The organism is Streptomyces sp. NPDC054047, from assembly GCF_055585065.1.
This window is the reverse complement of record NZ_JBVJKV010000010.1, coordinates 1-22332: the sequence shown is the minus strand read 5'-3', so window position 1 is coordinate 22332 and position 22332 is coordinate 1. Positions and strand designations below refer to the sequence as shown.

The following is a 22332-nucleotide window of genomic DNA, read 5'->3' as shown; positions in this document are numbered from 1 at the left end:
GGCATACCCACAGGCGAACAGACGCAGGCGCCAGCCGGTCCCACACCAGAAGCAGCCGACCCGACCTCCACGAAGGGGCGGGGCACTCCCGCCGCCGGGGACGCGGGTCCGGCGCCCGCGGACGGGCAGACGGAGGCGGGCCCTGCGTCCGCAGAGAGTGAGGCCGCGCGATGACCGCGTCGACACCAGCGTCACGGACCACGGGCGGCCCCGACGAGGAGGACCGCACCGAGGAGCACGGGTACTCCGGGGCGGAGGAACGGCCCGGCGACGAGGCCCATTCCGGAGGGAAGGGTCGCCTCCGGCCGCAGAACGCCCCCGAAGAGCACAAGCGCCCCGGAGAGCAGCGGCTTCCCGAGCAGGGCACCAGCCGCAGCCGCGACGGGGACCACCACACGGCAGGCCCTACGGCTTCCGGGGAGCGCAATCACGAGCCCTCCGCCCCCGGTGACCACGAGCCCTCCGCCCCCGCCGACCACTTCGACAAGGACACGCTCCCCGCGCCCCCCGGCGCCACCGCCGCCCTGCTGCGGTCGTTGCTCCTGCCGCTTCGGGGGCGCGTTGTCCTCGCGACCCTGTTGCTTCTGTTGCAGCAGGCCGCCGTGCAGGGCGGGCCGCTGCTCGTCGCGTATGCCATCGACCGGGGCGTGCCCGCCGTCCGTGGCGGCGACTACGGGCCCCTCGTCGCCATCGGCGTCGGATATCTGCTCTGCGCGGGCGCGTCCGGCGCGTTCCAGTACGCGTTCATCGTGGCCTCCGCCCGCGTCAACCAGGACGTGCTGCTCGATCTGCGCGGGCGGATCTTCCGCCACGCGCAGGCCCTCAGCGTGGACTTCCACGAGCGGTACACCTCGGGGCGGCTCATCTCCCGGTCCACCACCGACGTGGAATCCCTGCGGGAACTCCTCAGCGAGGGGCTGCAGGAGCTGGTCACCGTCATCCTGTCCTTCGTCTACATCTCGGCGATGCTGCTCTGGCTCGACCTGAGCCTCGGCGCCGTGGCCGTCGCGTCGTTCGTGCCGCTCTACCTCCTCGTACGCCGTTATCAGCGCCGCGCGGGCCCCCTCTTCGGAAAGCGGTCCACCGCGATCGCCTCCGTCATCGTGAAGTTCGCCGAGACGATGAACGGCATCCGGCCGGTCCGCGCCTTCCGGCGCGAGGCCGCCAACGAAGCCGAGTTCGGCGTACTCAACCGCCACCATGAACGCGCCAACGGCGACGCCATGCTGGAGATGGCCCGCTACGTCGTCGGCTCGCGGCTCGTCGCCAACACCGCCGTCGCCGGCATCGTCCTGTGGGGCGCCTACCGCGTCACCGACGGCACCCTCGCGCTCGGCGTCCTGGCCGCCGCCGTGCTGTATCTGCGGCGCCTGTACGACCCGATCGACCGGCTCGGGATGTTCCTGAACTCCTACCAGTCGGCCGCAGCCTCCCTGGAGAAGGTCGCCGGGCTGCTCGCCCAGACCCCCTCCGTGCCCGAGCCGCACGCCGACCGGGTCCGGGCGCTGCCCGCCCTCGCCTCAGAACACCCCGGCCGCGAGGTCGGCTTCGAGGGCGTGCGGTTCGCCTACCGGACCGGCGGCGAGGTCCTGCCCCGCTTCGACCTGACGCTGCCCGCAGGGCAGACCGTCGCCGTCGTCGGCTCCACCGGCGCGGGCAAGTCGACGCTCGCCAAGCTGCTCGCCCGGTTCTACGACCCCACGGAGGGCCGGGTCCTGCTCGACGGGGTCGATCTGCGCGACCTCGCCAACGCGGAGTTGCGCCGTGGCGTGGTGATGGTGACCCAGGAGGCCTTCCTGTTCTCCGGGACCGTCGCCGAGAACATCGCCATCGGCCGCCCCGACGCCACCCGCGAGGACATCGAGCGGGCCGCCAGGGCCATCGGCGCGCACGACTTCATCGCGTCGCTGCCCGACGGCTACGACACCGACGTACGCAAGCGGGGTGGCCGCATCTCCGCCGGTCAGCGGCAGCTGGTCGCCTTCGCGCGGGCGCTGCTCGCCGATCCCGCGGTGCTGATCCTGGACGAGGCGACCAGCTCGCTGGACATCCCGGGCGAGCGGGCCGTGCAGCGCGCCATGGACACCGTGCTGCGCGGCAGGACCGCCGTCGTGATCGCCCACCGGCTCTCCACGGTGGAGATCGCCGACCGGGTCCTGGTGATGGAGCACGGGCGCGTCGTGGAGGACGGCACCCCGGCCGAACTCGTCGCGGGGAGCGGGTCGTTCGCGGATCTGCACCGGGCGTGGCGGGACAGCGTGGTGGGGTAGGTGGGTGGGGACAGGCGGGGGCGGCCCCCACCTGCCCCCGCACGAGCCACCGCCCGAGCCACCGCACAGGCCGCCGCACAGGCAGCAGAAGCACCTCCGGTAATCTGGACTTTTCCCCCAGAAGGAGATGCATCAGTGGAGTTCCGGCTGCTCGGAGCGGTTTCCTTCGCCACCGAGACAGGCGAACTGCCCCTCGGTCCGGCCAAGCGGCGCAGCCTTCTCGCCGCCCTGCTCCTGCGGCCCAACCGCCCGGTCCCGGTGGAGCAGCTGACGGCCACTCTGTGGGACCACGAGCCTCCGCCGCGCGCCCGCGGCGTCATCCAGGGCCACGTGTCGCGGCTGCGGGCCCTGCTGACGGGCGCGGACGCCGAGATGTTCGGTGTGGAGCTCGTCACGCAGGGCACCTCCTACGTCCTGCGCATGCCGGAGAGCCTGCTGGACGCCCACCGCTTCGAGGAGCTGGTGACGCTGGCCCGCAGCCAGCGCGCGCCCGCCGACGCCGTGGCGATGTACCAGGAGGCGCTGTCCCTGTGGCAGGGGCCTGCCCTGAGCGGCGCCTATCCGAGCCCGCCGCTCCAGGCCGCCGCGCACGCCCTGGAGGAACTCCGGCTCGCCTCCGTGGAGATGCTGGCCGGGGCGTACGCGCGCCTGGGCGAGCACAACCGCGCGGCGGCCGTGCTGCGCGCGGAGGCCGAGGCCCATCCCCTGCGGGAATCGCTGTCCGCCGCCCTCATGCGCGAGCTCCAGCGAGCCGGGCGCCGCTCGGAGGCGCTCGACTGGTTCCACCGCACCCGGCGGCTCCTCGCCGACGAGCTGGGGGTCGACCCGGGCCGTGAGCTGGCGGACGCCTACGGAGTGGCCTTGCGCGGGGAGGGCGACGGCGAGGCGGAAGCGGCGGCATCGGCCCCGCCGCCCGCCGCTTCCGTCGCCCCGCAGGGGCGCTCCGGGCAAGGACCGGCCGCCACCCTGCCCCCGGAGACGGTCGACCTGCTGCCCCGCATGCCCCGCGGCTTCCACGGGCGCGCGGGCGAACTGACCGCCCTGTCCAGGGCCGCGGCGGGCGAGGCCCCCGTGTGCCTGGTCACCGGGCCCGCGGGCGTGGGCAAGACGGCGCTGGTGGTGCACTGGGCGCACCGCAACCGTGCCGCGTTCCCCGGCGGCCTGCTCTACGCCGACCTGCGCGGCTTCAGCGACACGGGAGAGCCGACGCACCTGGAGGTGCTGCGCGAGTTCCTGCTGGCCCTCGGGGTCGCGCCGCGCAGGATCCCGGAGTCGGCGAACGGGGCGTCCGCGCTGTACCGGTCGCTCGCGGCCGACCGGCAGCTCCTCGTCGTACTGGACAACGCGCGCGGCTCCGAGCAGGTCAGGGAGCTGCTTCCGGGAGGCACGCGCTGCGTCACCGTCGTCACCAGCCGGTACCGGCTGCGCGGCCTGATCGCCTCCGACGCCGCCCGCCCCGTACCCGTGGACGTACTCGAACCGGAGGACAGCACGGCCCTGTTGGCCGCTGTGCTCGGCAAGGAGCGGGTCCTCGCGGAGGCGGTGGGTGCCCGGCGGCTCGTGGAGCTGTGCGGCGGGCTGCCCCTCGCGCTCCGGGTGGCGGCGGCGCGCCTCGCCGACCAGCCGGACTGTTCCCTGCGGGCGATGAGCGCCGAACTGGACGACGAGTCACGCCGGTTGAGCCTGCTCGACGTGGAGGACACGGGCGTCCGCGCGGCGCTGCGGCTGACCGTGCGGCGACTGCCCGACGACGTGGCTCACCACTTCGCGCACCTGGGCCGCCATCCGGGCACGCACGTCGACCGTTTCACGGCGGCGGCTCTCGCGGGCACGGACCCGGACACGGCCGAGGCCGCCCTGGACCGTCTCACCGCGGCGCACCTCGTCACGCGGGCGGCACCGGGGCGCTGGACCTTGCACGATCTCGTACGGCTTTACGCACGCGGCCTGGACGCGGGGCCCGACGCCCTGCACCGAGTGCTCGACCAGACGGTGGCGACCGCCCTGGCCGCGGCCGACGCGGCCGAGCCGGGCGACGAGGAGTGCTTCTCGCTCCCCACGGACTTCCGACCGCCGTACGCGATACGGGAGTTCGCGGACCGGGACGAGGCCATGGACTGGTACGCCGCCGAGCGTGACGACCTGACGCTCGCGGCGACGGCGGCGGATTCGGCGGGGCTGCACGGCAGGACGTGGCGGATCGTGCTTGGCCTGTGGCCGCAGATGGTGTGGCGCGTGCACGACGGCTGGACTCCCTTGCTCCAGACGGCACTTGAGGCGGCCCGGGCCGACGGGGACGCGCGCGCCGAGTCGCGGGTGCTGGCCCTGCTCGGGTGGGTGCTGACCGAGGAGGGCCGCACCGACGAGGCCGTCGTCCACCTGGAGGCCGCCCCGGTGATCGCCGCCCGCGCGGGCGATCGGCGCGCCGAGGCGACGGCGCTGATCAATCTCTCCCTCGCCCAGGCCGCGCTCGGCAGCCCCGAGGAGGCGGCCGAGGGGTGCGTCCAGGCGGCGCACCTGGCCCGCGAGGTGGGCGACCGCCACACCGAACGCCTGGCCCTGCACCACCTCGCCCGGCACCAACTGGACACCAAGCAGTGGCAGTCGGCCCTGGACACGTCGATGGCGGCCCTGGCCGTGGAGAGCACGGACGCCTCGACGGCCTCCCGGGTCCTCCTGCTCACGGCGGGCGGCGAGGCCCTCATAGGCATGGGCGACGAGACGGAAGGAATCCGCCGCCTGGAGACCGCGGCGGACGAGGCGGAGGCCTCCGGCTACGACGAGGGCGCAGTACGAGCCCTCGGCGCCCTCCTCCGAGTCTCAGCAGACGTAGGCCTACGGGCCCGCTACGACACGGCGATGGTGCGCCTCGCGGAACGGACCTGAGAAAGCAGCGCGAACGGCGGCGCACGGACGGGGCGGGGGGCGCCCTTGACGGGGATCGGGGGTGCGGCGCCGCGCCGGGGGCCGCGAGTGCGGTGCCATTGACCGGCCCCGCAGGCACGGCGCGCGCGGACGGAGGCCGCGGGTGCGGCGCCGATGACCGGGCCCGCAGGCGCGGCACACGAACGCGGTCCGCGCGTACGGCGCCGTGCCGGGGGCCAGCAAGCGCGGCACCGTTGGCAGGGCCCGCAGGCACGGCGCGCGCGGACGGAGGCTGCGGGTGCGGACCCGTTGACGAGCGGGGCCTGTGACGGGCGGGGCCTGCGGGGTGCCGTATGCGCGCGGCTCGGGCCTGTGGCTGTGTCGGGGGTGACGGCTCGACGCCGCCCCGTATCGCCGGACATGGCACGGCGCGCGACCTCGGACCCCAACCCCGCGGCGCAGGGCGCACGGGCGGAGGCCGGGGGTCGGCACGCAGACCCGGGTCCGCGGGGTGCGGCGCACCTACGCGGTCCGCGAGTGCGGTGCCATTGACCGGGCGCGCAGGCACGGCGCCCGGACGGAGTCCGTGGGTGTGGCGCCATTGACGGGCGGGCCTGCGGCGGGGGTGCCGTATGCGCGCGGCTCGGGCCTGTGGCTGCGTCGGGGGTGACGGCTCGACGGTGGTCCGCGTCGTCGGGCATGGCACCGTCGGCCCCGTGGCGCGCGCTCGGCCGTGAGGGCGTCGAACCGCCGCGCACCCCATGGCCCTTCGCTTGCGGCGCCGTCATGCCGCGTCAGCGGGACGTCAGCCGGGCGTGAGCGGGACGCCAGCGGGGGCGGTCACTGTGGTGTCAGAAGCGGGGACGACCAGTCAGGCCCGCACCCACCACCACCGCAACGGGGAACCTCATCATGCGTACGACCCGGATCCGCACCACCGTCCTCGCCGCCACCACCGCCGCGCTCGCCCTCACCCTGACGGCCTGCGGCGGCTCGGACGGATCCGGCGACAACGCGTCGAAGTCCGGTGCCGGCAAGCGCGTCGCCACCACCACCGAAGGGTCGAAGGGCTCCGGGGCGACGGCCACGACGGAGACTTCGGAGACGGGCGACAGCGTCACCGCGGCCGGCGGCGAGCAGGGCACCTCCGGTTCCAGTGCGGGCAAGGCCGCTCCCGCCCGCGCCGCGGCGACCCAGCCGTGCAAGGGCGACGAGATCTCGTACTCCGTGCTGCACCGCTTCCCCGCGGAGCAGGGCGAGCACCTCCTGATCACCGCGACGAACGCCGACGCCAAGTCCTGCTGGGTCACTTCCTACCCGTCCGTGATGCTCGGCAACACCTCGACGGTCCTGCCGCACGCCTCCAAGGACGCCCCGGGCGGCACCACCCGGATCACGGTCAAGCCCGGCGGCAAGGTCTACTCCGCCGTGGCCCTCTTCACGGACAGCGACAAGACCCACACCTCGACCGACCTCTCCATCGCCCTGCGCGACCAGACCGGCGACACCGGCCCGGGCGCCGGGACCGGCGCCTTCGACGGCAAGGGCGTGCCCTCGGAGTTCACCTGGTCCGACGCCGAGGTCACCAACTGGAACACCACGAAGCCCTACAACTTCTGATCGGCACCCCCCAGCCCCCCTGCCCCCCCCTGCCCCCCTGCACGACAGCACCGCAGCACCGCAGCACCGGCCTGGAGCGACGCAGCGCTCCAGGCCGGCTTTCGTGCGTTGCCCAACTGACCGGTATCCGGCGACCGTTGGGGTGCGGAATCAGCCACACCGTCCGGCCGCCCGCCGACGGTTGCATCTCGAACAAACGCGGAGCCCTTCACCCTGGGCGACTCCTCCGTATATCGAACGCGACCCACCGGGCAGCGGACCATTTCCGGCCAACTCTTGACGCACTCCTGACAAACAGAGCGCTCCGGTGCCACTCTTCCCCTCGATTCCCAGCTCCACCACGTTCGACCGGGTCGCACCGTTCGAATCCCATGCTCCACGTTCTGCCTTGTTCTGCCCGGACGGCACGACCGCGCCGACCGGTCCCCCTGGCCGCGTATCCCCGCGGCCACGCAGAAGGAGTCCGTGTTGAGAAGCACCTCTCACAGACCTGCCTCCCACAGACGCGCCACCGCCGCGGGCGCACTGACCGCCGTCGCCGCCCTCATCGCGGTGGCTTTCCAGACGGGCCCGGCATCGGCCGACGACCCCGCGATATCGCCGGCCAAGACCCCGGCCGCGGCCAAGATAGGCAAGGCCGACCCCGGCTCCCTGCCCGTGAAGCTCACTCCCGCCCAGCGTGCCGCGCTCCTCAAGGACGCCAACGCCACGAAGGCGGACACGGCCAAGGACCTGGGGCTCGGCGCCAAGGAGAAGCTCGTCGTCCGTGACGTCATCAAGGACGGCGACGGCACGACGCACACCCGCTACGAGCGCACCTACGACGGCATGCCCGTACTCGGCGGCGACCTGGTCGTCGACGAGGCGAAGTCCGGCAAGACCAAGGGCGTCACCAAGGCCGCGAAGGCGGAGCTCAAGGGCATCGCCACCAGCGCCGACGTGAAGGCGGCGACCGCCGAGAAGCAGGCGCTCGGCGCGGCGAAGGCCGAGGGGTCGAAGAAGACCGACGCGGACCGCGAGCCCCGCGAGGTCGTCTGGATGGCCAAGGGCGAGCCGACTCTCGCGTACGAGACCGTGGTCGGCGGGCTCCAGCACGACGGCACCCCGAACGAGCTGCACGTCGTCACGGACGCGGCGACCGGCAAGAAGCTCTTCCAGTGGCAGGGCATCGAGAACGGCACGGGCAACACGCAGTACAGCGGTCAAGTCACCCTGGGAACCGCCCAGTCGGGGTCGAACTACACCCTCACCGACACCGCTCGCGGCAGCCACAAGACGTACAACCTCAACCGCGGCACGTCCGGCACCGGCACCCTCTTCTCGGGCGCGGACGACGTGTGGGGCAACGGACTGCCCGCCAACCTGGAGACCGCGGGCGCCGACGCCCACTACGGGGCGGCGCTGACCTGGGACTACTACAAGAACGTGCACGGCCGTTCCGGTATCCGGGGTGACGGTGTCGGCGCGTACTCGCGGGTCCACTACGGCAACAACTACGTCAACGCGTTCTGGTCGGACAGCTGCTTCTGCATGACGTACGGCGACGGCGCGGGCAACGCCAAGCCGCTGACGTCCATCGACGTGGCGGCCCACGAGATGACGCACGGCGTCACCGCGGCGACCGGCAACATGACCTACAGCGGCGAGTCCGGTGGCCTGAACGAGGCGACCTCGGACATCTTCGCGGCGGCCGTGGAGTTCAACGCCAACAACGCGCAGGACAAGGGCGACTACCTCGTCGGCGAGAAGATCGACATCCGTGGCGACGGCACCCCGCTGCGCTACATGGACAAGCCCAGCAAGGACGGCTCGTCCAAGGACTCCTGGTACTCGGGCATCGGCAGCATCGACGTCCACTACTCGTCCGGTGTCGCCAACCACTTCTACTACCTGCTGAGCGAGGGCAGCGGCGCCAAGGTCGTCAACGGCGTCTCGTACGACTCGCCCACCTCCGACGGCCTGCCCGTGACCGGAATCGGTCGTGACAAGGCGTCACTCATCTGGTACAAGGCGCTCACGACGAAGTTCACCACGACCACCAACTACGCGGCGGCGCGCACCGGGACCCTCGCGGTCGCCGGCGAGCTGTACGGCACCACCAGTGCCGAGTACGCGGCGGTCGCCCACGCGTGGGCCGGCGTCAACGTCGGCGCCCGGCCCGGCGGTCCCGGCGGCGGCACGGACTTCGAGAACACCACCGACGTCGCCATTCCGGACAACGGGGCGGCCGTCACCTCCTCGGTGAACGTCACCGGCCGCACGGGCAACGCGCCCTCCGCCCTGAAGGTCGGCGTCGACATCGTCCACACCTGGCGCGGCGACCTGGTCGTCGACCTGGTGGCCCCGGACGGTTCGACGTACCGCCTGAAGAACTCCAGCTCGTCGGACTCGGCGGACAACATCGTCGAGACCTACACGGTCAACGCCTCGTCCGAGGTGGCCAACGGCACCTGGAAGCTGAAGGTCCAGGACGTGGCCGCGCAGGACGTCGGCCGCATCAACAGCTGGAAGCTGACGTTCCCGTAAACCCTGACGGAATCTGAAGGGCTTTGACGGCACGTGCAGACCGCGCCGCTCCGGGTGGACCGACTCCCCGGGGCGGCGCACCCATGTGCGCCCCCCTCGGTCACACGCAGCCGCTCACGCTCAGCCGCGCAACACCCCGTTCGCATTGCGTACATGGACCATCGCTCAACGGACGATTTCTGGCCAACCTGCGGTCAGGTACCTGACATGCACCTGGCTCAACTGACACTCTTCCCTCTCAAGTCACACCAGCACACCCGCACCGCATCTTTCAGCCCGGACAGTCCCCATGCCGTCCGGGCCCCCCACAGAAGGAGCATGCGTGACCCCCCACATATCCCGGAAGCGCTCAACGCTGGCCATCGCCACCGCTGTTGCCGCCGGAGCACTGCTCACCGCCGGTCTGACCACCGGAGCCTCCGCGCAGCCCGACCGGGCCGCATCGCCTTCCGGCGCGCCCGTCTCGCTCTCCTCCACGGCCCGCGCCGACCTGCTGCAGGACGCGAACGCGGAGAAGGCCGCCACCGCCGAGAAGATCGGCCTCGGCGCCAAGGAGAAGCTCGTCGTACGCGACGTCGTCAAGGACCGTGACGGCACCACGCACACCCGCTACGAGCGCACCTACGACGGTCTGCCCGTCCTCGGCGGCGACCTCGTCGTCCACACCGCGAAGAGCGGCTCGGTCAAGAGCGTGACCAAGGCGGCCAAGGCCACCATCAAGGTCGCCTCCACCTCCGCGAAGATCGGGGCCACGTCGGCCGCGAAGTCCGCCGAGTCGACCGCCGCGAAGTCCGGCGACACCAAGAAGGCCGACGCGCAGACCCCGCGCAAGGTCGTCTGGGCCGCTTCGGGCAAGCCGGTCCTCGCGCACGAAACCGTGGTCACCGGCGTCCAGAAGGACGGCACGCCCAGCAAGCTGCACGTCATCACCGACGCGGCCACGGGCAAGAAGCTCTTCCAGTACCAGGCCATCGAGAACGGCGCCGGGCACAGCCAGTACAGCGGCGACGTCGAGGTCGGCTCCAAGAAGGGCACCAGCGGCTTCGACCTGACCGACGACTCGCGCGGCGGCCACTCGACGTTCGACCTGAACCACGCCCAGAGCGGCGAGGGCAAGCTCGTCACGGACGACGACGACACGTGGGGCACCGGAAAGCCGGAGGACGTCCAGACCGCCGCCGTCGACGCCGCCTACGGCGCCCAGCTGACCTGGGACTACTACAAGGCCGTGCACGGCCGCGAGGGCATCAAGGGCGACGGCAAGGGCGCGACCTCGCGCGTCCACTACGGCAACGCGTACGTCAACGCGTTCTGGGACGACAGCTGCTTCTGCATGACGTACGGCGACGGCGAGGGCGACAAGAAGCCCCTCACGTCGATGGACGTCGCGGCGCACGAGATGACGCACGGCGTCACGTCGGCGACCGGCAACATGGAGTACAGCGGTGAGTCGGGCGGCCTGAACGAGGCCACCTCCGACATCTTCGCGGCGGCGGTCGAGTTCAACGCCAAGAACGCCGAGGACGTCCCCGACTACATGGTCGGCGAGAAGATCGACATCAACGGCGACGGGTCGCCGCTCCGCTACATGGACAAGCCCTCCAAGGACGGCTCGTCCCTGGACAACTGGAGCGCGGACGCGGGCAACGTAGACGTCCACTACTCCTCGGGCATCGCCAACCACTTCTTCTACCTGCTGTCCGAGGGCAGCGGCGCGAAGGAGATCAACGGCGTCAAGTACGACTCCCCGACCGCCGACGGCTCCAAGGTCGAGGGCATCGGGCGCGACAAGGCCGAGAAGATCTGGTTCAAGGCCCTGACGGCGTACTTCACGACGACGACGGACTACAAGGCGGCCCGCGAGGGCACCTTGAAGGCGGCGACGGACCTGTACGGGGCGGACTCCGCCGAGTACAAGGGCGTGGCCGCGGCCTGGACCGGCGTCAACGTCAAGTAACTCCTCTCCACGACAGGCGGCACCCGGGGACACGCTTTCCCCCGGGTGCCGCCTGTCGTCGTGCGGGCCCTTTCCTCCTCGACCCCGCCCCTTCCCGAAAACCCGCTCCGGCGCGGGGGCCTTGGCACCGTTGATCACCGGCTCCGCCGCGTTCGTCCTCAAACGCCGGACGGGCTGAAACCCGGCGCCGCGCAGGGGCCGGGCCGCCCCTACCGCAGCAATACCCCCGCGGCCTCCCCCGTCCCCTCGGAGGGCACGGCCACCAGACCCAGCTCCGCCCCGCTCGCCAACAGTCGATGCGCCGGCAGGATGCGCACCGTGTAGCCGAACGGTCCCGTGCGGTCCAGGGACAGGGGGCCCTCGTAGAGGCGGCGGCCCTCCGCGTCGGGGCCGCCCACCGGCTTCAGCGGGACCGGGCTCGCGTCGGCGATGACGTCCTCGGGGTCGACGCGGCCCGCGATCGTCTGGACCTCCACGTCGTCCGGGGTCAGCTCGCCCAGGTGCACGCGGACCCGCAACGAGAGCGTGGCGCCGAGCTCGGCGGTGGCGCCCGTCGCCGACGCCTCGACGTGGTCGACGGCGACCCCCGGCCAGGCCGCACGGACCCGCGCCTTCCACGCGGCCAGGTCCCCCGCGGCGTCCACGTCCAGCGTGCGGTGCGCCCGCGCGGCGGGCACGTACAGCTGCTCCACGTAGTCCCGCACCATCCGGCCCGCGAGCACCTTCGGACCGAGCCGGGTCAGCGTCCGGCGCACCATCTCGATCCACCGGTCGGGCAGGCCCCCCGGCCCCTGCTCGTAGAAGCGGGGCGTGATCCTGCGCTCCAGGAGGTCGTAGAGCGCCGCGGCCTCCAGCTCGTCGCGCCGGTCGTCGTCCGTCGCCGCCCCGTCCGCCGTGGGGATCGCCCACCCGAAGTCCGGCTCGAACCACTCGTCCCACCAGCCGTCGAGGACCGACAGGTTGAGGCAGCCGTTCAGCGCCGCCTTCATGCCGCTCGTGCCGCACGCCTCAAGGGGGCGGAGGGGATTGTTCAGCCAGACGTCGCACCCGGGATAGAGCTTCTGCGCCATCGCCATGCCGTAGTCGGGCAGGAACACGATCCGGCCGCGCACCCGCGGGTCGTCCGTGAAGCGCACCAGGTCCTGGATGAGCCGCTTGCCCCCGTCGTCCGCCGGATGCGCCTTGCCCGCCACCACGATCTGCACCGGCCGCTCCGGGTGCGTGAGCAGCTCCATCAGCCGGTCCCGGTCCCGCAGCATCAGCGTCAGCCGCTTGTACGAGGGGACGCGGCGCGCGAAGCCGATGGTCAGGACATCCGGCTGGAGTACGTCGTCGATCCACCCCAACTCCGCGCTGGTGGCGCCGCGTTGACGCCACGAGGCGTACAGCCGCCGCCTGACCTCCGCCACCAGCTGTCCCCGCAGCTCGCGCCGCAGCTCCCAGATGTCCGCGTCCTGGATCTCGGCGACCGCGTCCCACCGCTCCGAGCCGCCCACCGACAGCGCGTCCTCGGTGCGCTGCGCGCCGATCTGGCGTGCGCCGAGGCGGAAGACCTCGGGGGCGACCCAGGTCGGGGCGTGCACGCCGTTCGTGACGGAGGAGATCGGGACCTCTTCGGCGTCGAACCCCGGCCACAGGCCCGCGAACATCTCGCGGCTCACCTTGCCGTGCAGGGTGGACACGCCGTTCGCGCACCGCCCGAGCCGCAGGCCCATCACGGCCATGTTGAAGAGGTTGGGCTCACCGCCGGGATAGGTCTCCATGCCGAGGCGCAGTATGCGTTCGACGTCGATGCGGGGCAGTTCGGCGTGCGGGCCGAAGTGCCGGGCGACCAGCTCGCGGTCGAAGCGGTCGATGCCGGCGGGTACGGGCGTGTGGGTGGTGAAGACGGTCCCGGCCCGCACGGCTTCCAGCGAGGCGTCGAACTCGACCCCTTGCGCGGCGAGTTCATGAATCCGCTCCAGCCCAAGGAACCCGGCGTGACCTTCGTTCGTGTGGAAGACCTCGGGCTCGGCGTGCCCGCTCAACCGGCAGTACGTCCTGATGGCGCGCACCCCACCGATGCCGAGCAGCATCTCCTGGAGCAGCCGGTGCTCGCTGCCGCCGCCGTAGAGCCGGTCGGTCACCTCGCGGGCGCCGGGGTCGTTCTCCTCGACGTCCGAGTCGAGCATCAACAGCGGTACGCGCCCGACACTGGCCTGCCAGACGTGCGCGCGCAGCGAACGCCCGCCGGGCAGCGCGATCGCCACCAGGCTGGGGGTGCCGTCCGCCTCGCGCAGGAGGGAGAGCGGCAGCTCGTTCGGGTCGAGCACCGGATAGGTCTCCTGCTGCCAGCCGTCGCGGGACAGGGACTGGTGGAAGTAGCCGTGCCGGTAGAGCAGCCCGACCCCGATGAGCGGAAGCCCGAGGTCACTCGCCGCCTTCAGGTGGTCGCCCGCGAGGATGCCGAGCCCGCCCGAGTACTGCGGCAGGGCGGCGGTGATGCCGAATTCGGGAGAGAAGTAGGCGATGGCGCGGGGCAGTTCACTGCCCCGCTCGGCGGACTGCTCCTGATACCAGCGGTCCCCGGTGACGTACTCCCGAAGCCCGTCCGAGGCCTCGGCGAGGCGCCGCAGGAAGTCCCCGTCCCCGGCCAGCTGCGCGAGCCGGGCCGGCGGCACGCTGCCGAGCAGCCGCACGGGGTCACCGTCCGAAGCGGCCCACTGCTCGGGGTCGACGCCCTTGAACAGTTCACGGGTTCCGGTGTGCCAGGACCAGCGCAGGTTGCGCGCCAACTCCGAGAGGGGGGTGAGAGGTTCGGGAAGGGCGGGTCGTACGGTGAATCGACGGATGGCCTTCATCACGGTGCACCTCTGACAGGGTGTCCGACGGGCGTATGACAGGGGCGTTCGTACCTCGCGTTCCGACGTGTCGCATCGACGGTAGCGGTGCGTCGCGCCCGTCACCACGGCGCATGGGGAGCGTTCGTGGTCGCCGGGTAACGTGACCTCGGGGGACGGCGGTTGACAAGGGCACACAGGGGGACGGGGCGAATGATCGGCCAGTTGCGGGATTCGTCGCCCAGGCGGATCGGACCGTATGTGACGCTGGCCCGGCTCGGGGCGGGCGGGATGGGCGAGGTGTTCCTCGCGCGCCCCGGTGAGCGTTCCGAGTTCGGCCCCGATGACCTCGTCGCCGTCAAGGCCATCCGCAACGAACTGGCGGCGGACGACATGTTCCGGCGGCGCTTCCGCCGGGAGGCGCAGGTCGCGGCCTCCGTCGACAGCCCCTTCGTCGCCAGGCTCGTGGCGAGCGAGGCCGAGGGCGAAGTGCCCTGGCTGGCCACGGAGTACGTCCCCGGGCCCACCCTTTCCGAGGCCGTGCGCGGCCACGGCCCGCTGCCCGCGGGCGCGGTGGCCGCACTCGGCGCGGGCGTGGCGCGGGCGCTGACCGTGGTGCACGGGGCGGGCGCCCTGCACCGCGACCTCAAGCCGGGCAACGTCCTGCTGGGCCAGGACGGCCCCAAGCTGATCGACTTCGGCGTGGCACGGGTGCAGACCGCCACGACGATGACCCACTCGGGCCTGCTCGTCGGCACACCGGGCTTCATGTCGCCGGAACATGTGGCGGGCGGCCGGCATGTGGTGGCGGCGTCGGACGTCTTCTGCCTGGCGTCGGTGCTCGCGTACGCGGTGACGGGACAGGACCCCTTCGGGGACGGACCGATGGCGGCCGTCCTGTACCGGGTGTCGCGGGCGGAGGCCGAACTGGGCGCGATGCCCGACGAATTGCGGGAGGTCCTTTCGGCCTGCCTCGCGCGGGACCCGGGCGAGCGGCCCGGAGCGGCGGAGGTCGCCGAGCGGCTCGGACGGCTGCGGGACGCGGCGACGGACGCGCAGTGGCCGGAGCCGGTGCGGGCGGCGGTCGGTGCGGCGCGCCGGGACGTGGAGCAGCTGTGCGCGTCGGGGCAGGCGTTGCTGCCGGTGCCGGTCTGGCCGGAGGCTGATGCCGGGCGCCGCCCGGCGACGGCTCAGGGCAGCCCCGAGACCGCTCCCGGGCATCCGGTGACTGCTCTCGGCCATCCGGTGACCGCACCCGGGGGGCCCGCCCCCGTGGACGTACATCAGCTGCCGACGATGAGCGGCTCACCTCCGCCTGCCCCGGCCCGCCCCCGCCGCGGCGTGCCGCGCGTGCTGCTCGCCACGGTTGCCGTCGCCGTGGTGGTGGGCGCACTGGGCGGGGCTCTCGCCGTGTGGGGTCCCTGGACGGAAAGGTCGGACGGCAAGGGGTCGGAGGCCGCGCCGCCCGGCGGCTCAGCCGCACCGGGCACGGTGGATCCGGGCCCCACCGACCCGGCTGCCGTCAAGAAGCTGATAGCCCGGGCCGGGGTCGACGCGGACGGCACGGCGGACCGTTCCGGAGTCGTGGACCAGGTCGCCGCCCAGCGGCCCGAGGGGTGGAAGGCCTGGCGGGGCAGTCTCAGCCACGCCCCCATGAGCTGCGCGGCCGACACGCACGCCATCGTCTGCCTGCTGACCAACGGCACGTACGAGGCGGTGAGCGCGGTCGACGGGAAGCGGCTGTGGAAGTCCGGCAAGGTCGATCCCGAGGGCGGTGTGGACGAGGCGTACATCGGCCCGAGCGGTGCCTACTTCCGGCCCGGCGACGTACTCGAACCGCAGGTGCGCGGCGGCAGAGCGGTCATCGCCCACGACGGCGTCCTCCAGGTCCGCGACTCCACGACGGGTGATGTCATCTGGGACACCCCGGCCCCGGACGGAGCGGGCGCGTTCACGCTGCGCCCGCTCCTGGACGACGACACGCTCCTGGTCACCGCGGAGGATTCGTACGTGAACGAGGGGGCCATCGCCTCCCTGCACGCCTACGACCTCGACGGCGGCCGCCCTCTGTGGGACGAGGATCTCGGCGCTCCGCTGGAGGCCAAGGCCGACATCAACCGGTACCAGATGCGGGCCCTGCGCGACGGGGTCGTCTACGCCGACGAGAAGGGCAGCCTGGCGGCGTACGACGCACGGACCGGCGAGCGGCTCGGCCGGACGGGGAGCGAGTGCGGGGCGGTGCTCGTCGACGAGGACGTGGTGCTGTGCACGACCTCCGACGACGACGCACCCGAGACCGACGCTCCGCCGCCGCGCGTGAAGGCACTGCAACTGAAGCCCCGCACCTTCGAGGAAGCGGGCAAGCCCTTCTTCTACCCGGCGCCCGAGGGATACGGACCGGCAGCGGGCCCGACGGCCGTGAACCACACCCTCGCGGTCTCCGTGGACCCGGACAGGGGCAGCGTCCTCGTCCATGACCGGGGCCAGGAAAGGGTGCTGCGTACCGCGAAGCTGCCGAAGGGGAACGTCCCGGCCTCGTCGCCGCTGGTGCTCGGCGGGCGTGCCGTCTACGCGGACAGCGGCGCGCTGTACACGTTGCCGCTCGATGCCGGTGCCGGGAAGCCGAAGCGGCACCCGGTGCCCGGAGCGCCGGGCGACCGCCCCGAGCCCCCGCCGAACGTCAACGGCACCGTCATCTCGGAGATGCTGCGCGCGCCGACCGTGCTCGCCCTCGGCGGCGTCGCCCACATCGTCTACGACGAGGGCGAGATCTCGTCGGTGGAACTGCCCCGGCGGACTTCCTGACCGGTCATCGTCCGTAACGTTCGCATGAGTTGAGGATGCGTATGCTCACACCTCTGCCGCCCGGGTCCACCCGCCGCATCGGCCCCTACCGGCTGCTTGCCAGGATCGGTGCGGGCGGTATGGGCGAGGTGTTCCTGGCCCGGCGGGAGCAGGGGCGGCTCGTCGCCCTCAAGGCCGTGCGTCAGGAGCTGGACCTGGATCTGGACGACGCGTTCCGTGTCCGCTTCCGGCGGGAGATCGCCGCGGCCCGCGCGGTCACGGGTCCGTTCACCGCCGCCCTCCTGGACGGTGACGCCGACGCCCGCCTCCCCTGGCTTGCCACGGAGTACGTGCCGGGCCCGTCCCTCGCCGACACGGTCGCGCGGTGCGGTCCGCTCCCGGTGGACTCGGTCCGCGCGCTGGGCGCCAAACTGGCCAGGGCGCTCGCGGCCGTGCACGCGGCCAGGGTCCTGCACCGTGACCTCAAGCCGGGCAACGTACTGCTCACCCCGGACGGCCCCCGGCTGATCGACTTCGGCATCGCGCAGGCCTTCGAGGCGACGGCCCTGACCATGACGGGCATGCTCGTGGGCACACCGGGGTTCATGGCCCCGGAGCAGATCGAGGGCTCCCACGCGGTCGTGCCCGCCTCGGACGTCTTCTCGCTCGGCGCGGTTCTGTGCCACGCGGCGGCGGGCCACGGGCCTTTCGACGACCCGGAGTTCGCCTCGGTCGTCTTCCGCATCGCGCAGGGAGACGCGGACCTCTCAGGCGTTCCGGACGAGCTGCGCGGCCTCGTCGCCGAGTGTCTGGACACCGATCCCGACCGGCGTCCCACGCCCGTCGAGCTCGCCGAGCGCCTGGCCGACGGCACCGCGCCCGCCCCGTTCCCCTGGCCCTCCGAAGCCCTGTCGCTGTTCGCCGAGTACCGCTCTGCCGCGGCCGGATTCGAGCAGTCCGAGTTCGAGCACCCTGGGGCGGACGTGCCTCCCCCGCCGCAGGCGCCGCCCGCCCTGGGGACGTTCGGTCCCGCGCCGGTGCTCGGCAAGCGCCGCTTGCCGTGGGTCGTGGCCTCCGCCGCGGCCGCCGTGGTGGTCACCGTGGCGACGGTGTTGCTGCCGGACGTCCTCGCGGACGACCCGGCGGCCGCCCCCGCCGCGAGTCCGCGGCCGGATGCCGCAGCACCGGCAGGCCGTGTGGTCACCGCCTACGGCAACCAGGGTCACTCCGGCGAGTTCGGCCCATCGGCCGTGCGCGAGGCCGCGCTGCCCGAGGGCTGGAAGCCGTGGTCGCGCAAGAAGCCGAAGGGCGTGGACAGCACCGGCAAGGGTTGCGTCATGGCGCGGTCCACGCTCGTGTGCCGGGACGGGCGGGGCGCGGCGACCGCCCTGGACGCCGCGACCGGCAAGGACCGCTGGAAGGCTCCCGGCCTCCCGGGGAAGCCGACCGGCGTCCAGGAGAACCCTCCCGAGACCGACGGCGAGCGGGTCTTCGTCCCCAGCGAACTGGGCGTGATCGGCCTGGATCTGGCGACCGGCGACGAGGTCTGGCGGCACACGGTCCCCGAGCACTCGGGGGTGATCTCCGTGACGTACGCGCAAGGGGTGGTGTACACGGCCGAGTTCAACAGCCGGTCCGCGCCCGCCCCTTACACGACAGTGGTGCGGGCCCGCCGCGCGAGCACCGGCAGGCAACTGTGGGAGACGAGCGTCGACGGCAGGCTCCGGGGCACACTGCTCGCGCAGGGCGACAGGCTGTACGCGGCCCTGGAAGCCGGCGGCGCCATCGCCCTCTCCGCCCGGACCGGCGACGAGAAGGCCGAGGTGTCGAAGCCCGCGTGCGACGACCTGATCGGATACGACGGTGCGGTCCTGTGCTGGTCCGTGGAGCGCAAAGGCGTGAGCGTGCTCGACGGCGGCACCCTCGCCTCCCGTCGCACGATCGGGGCCGCGAAGCAGCCCGACGTCGCCCCGGTCGTCGGCGAGAAGGGCGTTCTGGTCATCGCCGGCACCGACGAGAAGGCCGAACTTCCGGACCGCCTTTCCGCGTACGACTGGAAGTCCGGCAAGGAGCTCTGGGACCTCCCGGCCCGCGGCACTCCCAGCGCCCTCGGCCTCTCCGGCGACCGGCTCCTGTCCGTGGGCTCCTACGAGATCCGCACCGTATCCCTCGACGGCGACGCGGAGAACGTCACCCAGCGGACGATCCCCACGACCGACGTGAAGGCGATCGACGGCCTGGCGGACACCCTGACGACGCCGCTCTACCTGGGGGGCGCGGTGTTCGCGGAGTCCGTCGAAGGCCGCCTCGTCTCCGGCCGCGCCCTGTGACGTCCTAAGGCGTCACCGTCGCGGCCACGATCGCCGCCGTGTCCCAGTAGAACGGCCGCACCTCCGTGATGCGTCCGCCCCGCACGGTGATCGTCTGTAGTACCGGGAAGGCGAGTTCTCGGCCCGTGGCGCGGGCCCGTGCGCGGACCTGGGTGTGGATCACCGCCGTTTCGCCCGTGGCCAGGAACTCCTGCTCCCCGATCTCGAAGCTCTCCCACGTCTCGCTCATGGCGAGGAAGAAGCGGGCCATGCCCTCGTGTCCGCGCCAGGTGCCGCCGTACGGCAGGGCATCGGCCTGGTGCATCACGACGTCGGGGGCGAAGTAGGGGGCCAGCAGGTCGAACGTGGCCTTCCCGGGCCCGCCCTCGGCCAGGTAGCGGGACTCCGCCTCGTACATGCCGGTCAGGACGGTCAGGGAGTCCGGCACGCTGTCGAGTGCGGAGTCCTGCGCGGCGGCTTCGTGCTGGGTCGTCATGCTCTCAGCGTCACCGCTTCCGCGCTGTTCCACCGGCGGGAATCGGACGTCGAGCTACCGGCGGTCACCCCGTGGTCCCGTAATCGGCGGAGGCATCCTGAACCCGTCCGAAAATCGGCGCAACCCTCACAGCACCCCCACGGGCGATATGGCCGATTCCCCCCTGCCCTGTGGTCTTGTAGGGCCTCACGCCGCACGAGAGGCTGCCAAGTGGCGCCCATGCAGATATGGGGGATCCGGCACAGATCGGTCCAACTCTGCGGTGCGCACGTCAAGTTGGGGAGGGAAACCAACGTATGACTCTGACGCGAACGAAGCGTTTGCGGTGGGCGGGAGCCGTCACCGCCACCACGACGGCGGTGCTTTCGGCCATCACGCTGCCCGCACACGCCGCTCCCGCCGATGCCCCGCCGGGGAAGATACTCGGAGCCGGTGAGCCCGGTTCCATCAGCGGGAGTTACATCGTCACGCTCAAGGGCGGGACCAAGGCCCCGTCGGACGCGGGCAAGGGCGTCGCCGCCAAGTACGGGGCGCAGATACGTCACACCTACAGCACCGCGCTCAACGGATACGCGGTGAAGGTGAACGCGGATCAGGCCAAGAAGCTCGCCGGGGACTCCAAGGTCGCCTCCGTCGTCCAGGACAGCACCGTGTCACTGGACCACACCCAGAAGGATCCGCCCTCCTGGGGGCTCGACCGGATCGACCAGCCCGATCTGCCGCTCGACAAGTCCTACACCTGGCCCGAGTCCGCCGGTCAGGGCGTGACCGCGTACGTCATCGACACCGGCGTCCGCACCTCGCACGCGGACTTCGGCGGCCGGGCGAGCAGCGGCTGGGACTTCATCGACAACGACGCCACCGCGCAGGACGGCAACGGACACGGCACACACGTCTCCGCGACCGTCGCGGGCGAGAACCACGGCGTCGCCAAGAAGGCGGACGTCGTGGGCGTCCGGGTGCTCGACGACGCGGGGTCGGGGACGACCGCCCAGGTCATCGCCGGCATCGACTGGGTGACGAAGAACGCCAAGAAGCCCGCCGTCGCCAACCTGAGCCTCGGCGGCACGGCCAACGCCCAGCTGGACGCGGCCGTGCGCAACTCCATCGCGTCCGGGGTCACTTACACGGTCGCCGCGGGCAACGACGGGCTTCCCGCGTTCCTGTTCTCGCCGGCCCGCGTGAAGGAAGCCGTCACGGTCGGCGCGAGTGACGCCAAGGATGCCAGGGCCGGCTTCTCGAACTGGGGCGGCAGCCTCGACCTGTTCGCACCGGGCGTCGGCATCACGTCCGCGTGGAACACGGACGACACCGCCACCGACACCATCTCGGGTACGTCGATGGCCTCGCCGCACGTGGCGGGCGCGGCGGCGCTCTACCTCGCCGACCACCCATCGGCCGCACCGGCCGAGGTGAGCAAGGCACTGACCGATGAGGCGGCGACGGGCAAGGTGACCGGCGCCGGTCTCGGCTCGCCGAACAAGTTGTTGCAGGTCAACAACCCGTAGAGCACGCAGCGTTGAGAAACCGGCCCCGCCGAACACGGCGGGGCCGGTTCTGCGTGCGCGGCCATGGCCTTGCTTCAGCCGCCAACCCGAAGCACCCTCGATAGGGCGCCGGTCGCGTATAGGGCTTACGCACCGGTAGTTAACAAAGCGCCGGATTGCCCACCCGAAGTTGGTGGGAAGGCTCCCCCGGAACGCAATCGGCTCAGTACGGTCAGTCACGGCTCGGTACGGCCAGCAAGCGCGGCACGCAGTTGCAGAACCCCTCCACACCCCCGTATCCGCCCCACTCATGTAACGCGGACAGGAGCGGTCATGCCCTCAACTCGCCCGTCGGCGACGCCCTCGGGAAAGGCCCCTACGAGGGTGCCCACATCCCAGGCACCACAGCAGGACCCGCAGAACCTCCAGCAGGGCCCGCAGCAGGACCCGAAGCAGGGCTCGAAGCAGGACCAACCGCAGGAACCACCCCCTCGAACCGCCCGGCCCGGCACCCTCACCGGCCGCATACCCGTCCTCGACGTGGCGCCTCTCGTCCACGGCGGGCGAAGGCCCGCCAAAGCCGTGGTGGGTGAGACCTTCCAGGTCACCGCCACCGTCTTCCGCGAAGGGCACGAGGCGGTCGCCGCCAATGTCGTCCTGCGCGACCCGGCGGGGCGCCCCGGGCCGTGGACGCCGATGCGCGAGCTGGCCCCCGGCACCGACCGGTGGGGCGCGGACGTCACCCCGGACGCGGAGGGGACGTGGACGTACACCGTCGAGGCGTGGGGTGATCCCCTCGCCCAGTGGCGGCACCACGCGCACATCAAGATACCGGCGGGCATCGACACCGAACTCGTCCTGGAGGAGGGCGCCCGCCTGCACGAACGTGCCGCCGCCGACGCCCCCGTGAGCAAGGGCCGCCGCGCCACCCTGCGCGCCGCCGCCGAGGCCCTGCGCGACACGGACCGCCCCGTCGCGGCCCGCCTGGCCGCCGCCCTCACCCCGGAGGTGGACGCGGTCCTCGCCGAGCATCCGCTGCGCGAACTGGTCACGGAGTCCGAGCGGTTGCCGCTGCTGGTGGAGCGGGAGCGGGCGCTGTTCGGGTCCTGGTACGAGTTCTTCCCGCGCTCGGAGGGCGCCGTCGTCCGCGAGGGCCGGCCCCCGCAGTCGGGGACCTTGCGCACCGCCGCCGAACGCCT

The 22332-nt window shown here is 72.4% G+C and carries 11 protein-coding genes; 9 read left to right on the top strand and 2 right to left on the bottom strand.

The window, feature by feature from the left end:
* Window positions 1–170 precede the first annotated feature (170 nt).
* The 5 genes from ACZ6ZP_RS30745 (at window position 171) to ACZ6ZP_RS30725 (ending at window position 11238) form a co-directional block, all read left to right on the top strand.
* Window positions 171–2270 carry an ABC transporter ATP-binding protein gene (locus tag ACZ6ZP_RS30745; RefSeq protein ID WP_469409135.1) on the top strand — a complete coding sequence of 700 codons (2100 nt, stop codon included), beginning with the start codon at window positions 171–173 and terminating at the stop codon, window positions 2268–2270.
* A gap of 135 nt (window positions 2271–2405) precedes the next feature.
* Window positions 2406–5156 carry an AfsR/SARP family transcriptional regulator gene (locus tag ACZ6ZP_RS30740; protein ID WP_366461514.1) on the top strand — a complete coding sequence of 917 codons (2751 nt, stop codon included), beginning with the start codon at window positions 2406–2408 and terminating at the stop codon, window positions 5154–5156.
* Between the two features lie 891 nt (window positions 5157–6047).
* Window positions 6048–6755, top strand: a complete 708-nt coding sequence (locus ACZ6ZP_RS30735) for a DUF4232 domain-containing protein (protein ID WP_469409131.1) — start codon at window positions 6048–6050, stop codon at window positions 6753–6755.
* A gap of 465 nt (window positions 6756–7220) precedes the next feature.
* Window positions 7221–9281, top strand: a complete 2061-nt coding sequence (locus ACZ6ZP_RS30730) for a M4 family metallopeptidase (RefSeq protein WP_469409129.1) — start codon at window positions 7221–7223, stop codon at window positions 9279–9281.
* A 322-nt stretch (window positions 9282–9603) separates the two neighbouring features.
* Window positions 9604–11238, top strand: coding sequence for a M4 family metallopeptidase (locus tag ACZ6ZP_RS30725; RefSeq protein WP_361465568.1), 1635 nt, complete (start codon window positions 9604–9606; stop codon window positions 11236–11238).
* A 209-nt stretch (window positions 11239–11447) separates the two neighbouring features.
* On the opposite strand, the gene glgP is transcribed toward ACZ6ZP_RS30725, so the two are convergent.
* Window positions 11448–14078: an alpha-glucan family phosphorylase gene (gene glgP, locus ACZ6ZP_RS30720; RefSeq protein ID WP_469409125.1), complete on the bottom strand. Its 2631-nt coding sequence runs from the start codon at window positions 14076–14078 to the stop codon at window positions 11448–11450.
* A 192-nt stretch (window positions 14079–14270) separates the two neighbouring features.
* Here glgP and ACZ6ZP_RS30715 point away from each other — a divergent pair, with 192 nt between their 5' ends.
* Window positions 14271–16862, top strand: a complete 2592-nt coding sequence (locus tag ACZ6ZP_RS30715) for a protein kinase domain-containing protein (RefSeq protein ID WP_383822715.1) — start codon at window positions 14271–14273, stop codon at window positions 16860–16862.
* Between the two features lie 41 nt (window positions 16863–16903).
* The gene (locus ACZ6ZP_RS30710) at window positions 16904–19171 is read left to right on the top strand and encodes a protein kinase domain-containing protein (protein WP_469409122.1); all 2268 of its coding nucleotides are present in this window, start codon (window positions 16904–16906) and stop codon (window positions 19169–19171) included.
* Between the two features lie 4 nt (window positions 19172–19175).
* On the opposite strand, the gene ACZ6ZP_RS30705 is transcribed toward ACZ6ZP_RS30710, so the two are convergent.
* Window positions 19176–19646 carry a nuclear transport factor 2 family protein gene (locus ACZ6ZP_RS30705; RefSeq protein WP_399979525.1) on the bottom strand — a complete coding sequence of 157 codons (471 nt, stop codon included), beginning with the start codon at window positions 19644–19646 and terminating at the stop codon, window positions 19176–19178.
* Window positions 19647–19942: 296 nt separating this feature from the next.
* Here ACZ6ZP_RS30705 and ACZ6ZP_RS30700 point away from each other — a divergent pair, with 296 nt between their 5' ends.
* The gene (locus ACZ6ZP_RS30700) at window positions 19943–21154 is read left to right on the top strand and encodes a S8 family peptidase (protein WP_469409120.1); all 1212 of its coding nucleotides are present in this window, start codon (window positions 19943–19945) and stop codon (window positions 21152–21154) included.
* Between the two features lie 312 nt (window positions 21155–21466).
* On the top strand, window positions 21467–22332 hold an 866-nt coding region (locus ACZ6ZP_RS30695; protein WP_469409116.1), incomplete at its 3' end, for a maltotransferase domain-containing protein.

What these genes read in the sequence shown, in the direction of transcription:
- ACZ6ZP_RS30700 (WP_469409120.1), top strand. Translation starts at nt 19,943, where the DNA reads ATGACTCTGACGCGAACGAAGCGTTTGCGGTGGGCGGGAGCCGTCACC.
- ACZ6ZP_RS30710 (WP_469409122.1), top strand. Translation starts at nt 16,904, where the DNA reads ATGCTCACACCTCTGCCGCCCGGGTCCACCCGCCGCATCGGCCCCTAC.
- ACZ6ZP_RS30745 (WP_469409135.1), top strand. Translation starts at nt 171, where the DNA reads ATGACCGCGTCGACACCAGCGTCACGGACCACGGGCGGCCCCGACGAG.
- ACZ6ZP_RS30715 (WP_383822715.1), top strand. Translation starts at nt 14,271, where the DNA reads ATGATCGGCCAGTTGCGGGATTCGTCGCCCAGGCGGATCGGACCGTAT.
- ACZ6ZP_RS30735 (WP_469409131.1), top strand. Translation starts at nt 6,048, where the DNA reads ATGCGTACGACCCGGATCCGCACCACCGTCCTCGCCGCCACCACCGCC.
- glgP (WP_469409125.1), bottom strand. Translation starts at nt 14,078, where the DNA reads ATGAAGGCCATCCGTCGATTCACCGTACGACCCGCCCTTCCCGAACCT.
- ACZ6ZP_RS30705 (WP_399979525.1), bottom strand. Translation starts at nt 19,646, where the DNA reads ATGACGACCCAGCACGAAGCCGCCGCGCAGGACTCCGCACTCGACAGC.